Here is a 5,815-nt window from a genome sequence, read left to right as displayed (position 1 = left end):
TGATGTTCAGTAAATCGTTTAGTGTTGACACTGTGTTTGTGTTGTCCATAATAAAATTGTTTTTGATTAAGTGTACAACTGTATTTGCAATCGCCATACCATGTGGTATAAATACAAATGGTAATTCTTCATAATTATGAAAGATTAACATATCTTCGTGTTAACAAGAATCAAATGACAATTACAGATAAACAGCTACTTAATAAAATCATCGATCATTCGCCTTTGGGAGTCTGCATTTTGAATGTGGAATCTGGATTTATCGAACTCTATAATAAAAAATTTATTCAGCTTTATGATGCTGCATCAGAAGCACATTCTGAGCAGCAGATACTGGGATTGCTCAACCGTGAATTTGAGGCAGATAAAATGGTCATTTCAAAAGTTGTAAGGGAGAAGAATTCTTTTAACGGAAAAGAGCTTCGTCTGATTCCCAGTCGCAACAGTAAAAAAGATGAACTGGTAATTTCACCGCTTTATGCTCCGATCAATTTAGATAATGAAACCGTTACGCACGTAGCTGTATGGATGAATGAAAGTGCTGTGGAAAATACTGTAACGTCAGGTCCAGAACTTACACTATCACAAAGTGAACCTATTGCCAATCTGCTGAGTGAAATTCCATCGGGCACGGCAATTTTATCAGGTGAAAATTTTGTATTTGAACTTGTGAATCCAACCTACCAGAATCTGGTATCAGGAAGAGAACTGACAGGCAAACCTTTTTTGGAAGCTCTACCTGAATTTCTGGGTTCAGAGCTGGAAAAATCAATCAGAAGCGTATATACAGAAGGAGTGTCATTAAATTTTACTGATGACTTAGTTCCGCTTTTAAATACTGACACCGGTGAACCTGAAGACCGCTATTTTAACTATCGCCTTATTCCCAGAACCAATGATGAAGGTTCAGTTGACGGTGTTTTAATTTTCACCTCTGAAGTAACCCATGAAATAGACAATAAGGTTAATTTGGAGAGGACAAGCAATAATCTGAATCAGATCATCAACATGCTCCCTGCTTCTGTTGTGATAATACGCTATGATAATCTTATCGTAGAAATGATCAACGACGCCAATTTGTCCTACTGGAAAAAAACAAGGGACGAAGTGGTTGGTAAGCCCTTTCTGGAAATTTTGCCGGACCTGGCTGATCAGCCGTTTGCAGGTCAGCTGAGAAGAGTGATGCAGACCGGTGAGATTATAGACGTCAAAGAAAGTCCTGTTTTGTTTACTGAACCCGACGGAACCATAAGAGAAACTTTTGTTGACTATACTTATCAGCCTTTAACAGGATTGGACGGAAAGCGTGATGGTGTATTGGTGATGTCCTTTGAAATTACAGATAGAGTGCTCGCTCAAAGACAGCTGGAACAATATGCAGATCAACTTTCAACTGCCAATGATCAGCTGTCAGTTCTTTTGAATCAACTTTCGAAAAGTGAATCAAGATTTAAATACGTATTTGAAAAAGCTCCGGTCGCCATAGGTCTCCTTCGCGGTAAAGAGTTTATAGTAGAATCAGCCAACAGGAAAATACTTGAGGTCTGGGGAAAAACGGATGTTATCGTAGGCAGCAGGCTGGCCGATGCCCTTCCTGAAATTCAGGATCAGCCGTTCTTAGGTTTTCTGGACGATGTATATTCTACCGGAAAACCATTTTATGCCAACGGAATCAGTGCAATGCTGAAACATGACGGTGAACTCAAGGAAATCTTTTTCAATGTTGTCTACCAGCCCATATCGGATACTGATGGGAATATTGCCGATATTCTGGTAGTGGCTACAGATGTCACAGAACAGGTAAATGCACGTAAGGCAGTTGAATCAAGTGCGAAATATTTTAAAATGCTGGCAGACCTGGTACCTGTAAAGATATCCAATGCATTACCTTCCGGAGAAGTGACTTTTTTCAACAGAACGTGGCTTGAGTTTGCGGGGATGAATTTTGAAGATTTACGGGATTTCGGATATCATGAAATGATGCATCCTGATGAAATTCAGAATTTCCGGAAAGGTCTGGCAGAAGCTGCATCTGAATGCAGACCACATGTTTCAGAACTCCGTTTTAAAAATACTGAAGGAAAGTATATCTGGCATCTGAATATTGCATCCCCTGTACTTGATGAGGACGGTAACATTACCATGTGGATTGGTTCCACCACAGACATTCAGTCACTGAAAGAAGAAGAACAGCGTAAAAATGATTTTATAAGCATGGTATCTCATGAACTTAAAACTCCCCTTACATCTATTAACGTTTACCTGCAGATGCTGTTGCGGAAAGCAGAAAAAACTGAGGATCAGTTTTTGAAAAAGGCCTACATTCAAAGCCTTAAACAGGTCAGGAATATGACTGATATGATCAATGGCTTCCTGAATGTTTCAAGACTCGAGTCAGGTAAATTACACATTGATAAAACTGAATTTGATCTTTCAGAACTTGTAGAAGAAATGAAGACAGACTACAAAATCCAGTACTCAACCCATACTGTTATTTTTTCTGCAAAGCATTCGATGACAATAAATGCAGACAGGCTCAAGCTACTACAGGTTCTCAACAATCTGGTTGGTAATGCAGTAAAATATTCCATGACCGGAACCACAATCACTATTTCGTTTGAGCAATGCGGTGATCGGTTAAAAGTAAGTGTAAAGGACGAAGGAATGGGTATTAAGTCTGAAAATCTTAATAAACTTTTTGAAAGGTTTTATAGAGTTGAGCAGGAAAGTATTATCGGTGGATTTGGTATTGGTCTATATCTCAGCGCTGAAATTATCGAAGCACACGATGGTAAAATCTGGGTAGAAAGTGAATTTGGTAAAGGTTCAACTTTTTACTTCGAAGTACCATTATCATAATGATGAGAATTAAATATTTTCATGAATACAGGATCTTAAGCAGAAATTATAACATCACACATTATATAAATATTAATAAAAAGCTTTATAATTTTCTAATACTTCATGCTATTTTCAAAAATGACATAAAATCACAAACGCAAATGTAAAAAAAATATCTTTGGTGAAAAAAAATGAAGTTAAACTTACTACTGTGTCCTCGGCATTCGAGAACACCAGCCATTCAGCATTTAGTTGAGGCGGGCCCAAATTTACAGGTTGGCGACACATTTGAATACGGAACATAAAATTACCGCCAACTGGACAAAGACACACAAAAATCATATATCTATGGTGACCTTGAAAAAGGTTTATATAGGGTTTTCAGAGTTGAAAAACATAATAATGACAATGATGATATTTTCACAGATGTCATTTTGCAGCTCATCTAACGCTAAAAAAGCACTCAACAGAGTGCTTTCTATATTAGTGAGATTACCACACTTTATTTTTATTACTGTCGCATACCGAATTTATATAAATCATTATGAAGGTGGAGAGTGACTGCAGAATCACTTTTATGTGGAGTAAATAGAAAACATAAGTTTTATGTGAGAGATTTTATTGCAATATGCATGAAAAAAGGGAGAGTTTAACGACGAAAAAGTTATCGTATGTATTCCTTTTTCATCTGACAATAGAAGTAAAAAGAATTTTACATCTATTATTACGTTACCGAAACAACTGCTTAGCGAAAATCACTTGTCAAATGGAATATGATTCAAAAATTATTCTAAATCAAAGAATATAAATAATTCACAGATCGTATAAAATTTTATCTTTGCAGCCTTTAACGATCCACTTCTATAATGAAAAAAAAATACATTCTTGTTTTTCTGTTTTTAATAAACATTTTACAGGCACAGACCTTATCCTTAGATACTTCGTTCGGTACCGGAGGCTATCACAAGTATCAGTCCGCCGAATTAACTTCTGCTATAATGCTTCCTGACGGACAGTTTATTACTGCCAGCTTTTCCAGCGGCAGTATTGTAGTCAAAAAGATCAGTCAGAATGGTATTCCTGATGCAGCATTCGGAACAAAATATCATAACATCGGCAGCGATATCACTTTAAAAAGTGAGGCACCAAAAAGAATTATCCTGCACAACAATAAAATTATAATTGTAGGCAGAGTAAATGCAACACCCACTCACAGTGTGTACGAACTGTTCATTTCAAGAATTAACCTTGACGGAACACTTGACACCACATTTGGCAATAACGGCTTTACGACATTTTCGGTTGGCAATAACAGCAAAGCTATCGATGCCGTAGTGGATTCAAACGGCTCAACATATGTGCAGGCCACACAGAACAGCAGTAATTTCTTGGTCAGAATAACTGCAGACGGAGCGCTTGATACCACGTACGCAAACAACGGAATATTAAGTATCAGTCCGTTTATATGCAATAAAATGTTCCGTCAGAATGACGGAAAAATACTGCTGACAGGATATAAAATCAACTCCGCCAGCCTATGGGAATCTTACATAGAGCGTAGACTGTCAAACGGTGACATAGATCTTTCCTTCGGAACAAATGGAATAATTATTTTTCCTCATACAACATCGACAAGTATCAAAAACTGCCACTACGACTACAGTAACAACTCCATCACACTTCTTCACCAAACTAATGATTCATATACACCTACCAGACTATTCCTGTCAAAAATTCAGATATCAGACGGTTCACTGATTTCAGGATTCGGGAGTAATGGAATTACAACAAATTACCTGTATACTGATGCCAGAGACATTTCCATTGCGGGGTTTGCTGTACTGCCTGATTCGAAAATGATTGTTGCAGGTAATATGAGTGATTTTTTCGGGACTAACGGTACCATCGTTGCTCAGCTGTTTATTGCACGTTTTAATGCTGACGGAACCAAAGATACAAGTTTCGCACCTTATGGTTATAAGATGTTCGCCGCTACTCCGCCGAATACATCAGTACGTGCTGATCTCATTAATAATCTTTTTATAACCGATAATGGGTCAGCAGTCCTTGCTTATTCCGGTTCCAGTGCAACACATGGCTCTTCAGCATATCTTACAAAATTCAGCGGTGCATATTTTCTTAGTCTGGATTCGACAGCAAGTCCTTTAGATAGTCACCATACGCTCTACCCAAATCCTGCAGATCAATATTTTTCTATCACAACTGGTAAAAATCATGTAAAAAGTTTTACATATACCATAATCGATTTGCAGGGCAGAATTATAGTATCTGGAAGCTCTGGATTTAATCAAAAAATCAGCCTGAAAAATATTTCCTCCGGAAACTATCTGGTTCAGATAAATACTGAAGAAGGAAGCAGGCATTGTTTTAAATTGTTGAAACGATAACCATTTCAATACAGAGCCTGATAAATAATATTGTGCATTTTAACTTAATAATAAAACCTGAGTTCGGTTTAATCAAAGTTTAAAAATAATTGACCGTCATTTACTTTTTTTAAATTTAATGACGGTTTTTTTGGAAAGAAACAGTAAGCTGTTAAACCTCCCAAAATATTCATAACAAAGTTGTTTACACTTCGGTGTCTGGTGTGTTCAACTTGGCAATGATTCTTCAATTCGTCATTTATGGTTTCGATAATGGCTCTTTTTCTGAGCAAAATCTTGTACTCAATCGTCATAATATAATTTTTCATATTTTTTATAAGTTTTGTAAAGAGTTGAATACCATCTGCGAAAAGCATTTCCCACAGGGCTTTTGAAAGATATCCTTTGGCGGTGTTGACGAAGAAGTCAGAGGCTGGAAAAAAAGCAGCGACCATGCACCCGTCTGGATAGAACTTGACAGAAAATAAATATGCTAATTTATCAAATGAAAGTGATAGACAAACCCCCAAAAAATTTCACTGGTTAATAGAAATGTTGTGGGTTTATCGGCGACCACTATTATTACA

At 37.0% G+C, this 5,815-nt stretch carries 3 protein-coding genes; 2 read left to right on the top strand and 1 reads right to left on the bottom strand.

Going from position 1 to position 5,815, the window contains the following annotated elements; genetic code table 11:
* Nucleotides 1–174 precede the first annotated feature (174 nt).
* Nucleotides 175–2,859 (top strand): PAS domain-containing protein, encoded by a 2,685-nt coding sequence (locus tag ASG21_RS06820; RefSeq protein ID WP_185113716.1) that lies wholly within the window; start codon nt 175–177, stop codon nt 2,857–2,859.
* A gap of 848 nt (nt 2,860–3,707) precedes the next feature.
* Entirely contained in the window at nt 3,708–5,249 is a 1,542-nt protein-coding gene (locus ASG21_RS06810) for a T9SS type A sorting domain-containing protein (protein ID WP_056077380.1), read from the top strand.
* 68 nt (nt 5,250–5,317) lie between these two features.
* Here ASG21_RS06810 and ASG21_RS06805 read toward each other — a convergent pair whose 3' ends face one another.
* A complete protein-coding gene (locus ASG21_RS06805) occupies nt 5,318–5,605 on the bottom strand; it encodes a transposase (protein ID WP_241773507.1) in 288 nt (95 codons plus the stop codon).
* Between the last annotated feature and the right edge of the window lie 210 nt (nt 5,606–5,815).

Origin of the sequence: Chryseobacterium sp. Leaf394 (genome assembly GCF_001424105.1) — a bacterium.
Classification (GTDB): Bacteria; Bacteroidota; Bacteroidia; order Flavobacteriales; family Weeksellaceae; genus Chryseobacterium.
The sequence above is the reverse complement of the archived record's forward strand: the minus strand, read 5'-3'. Positions and strand labels throughout refer to the sequence as shown.

Excerpts from the sequence above, each read along its gene's own strand:
- ASG21_RS06820 (WP_185113716.1), top strand. The coding sequence starts at position 175 with ATGACAATTACAGATAAACAGCTACTTAATAAAATCATCGATCATTCG.
- ASG21_RS06810 (WP_056077380.1), top strand. The coding sequence starts at position 3,708 with ATGAAAAAAAAATACATTCTTGTTTTTCTGTTTTTAATAAACATTTTA.
- ASG21_RS06805 (WP_241773507.1), bottom strand. The coding sequence starts at position 5,605 with ATGCTTTTCGCAGATGGTATTCAACTCTTTACAAAACTTATAAAAAAT.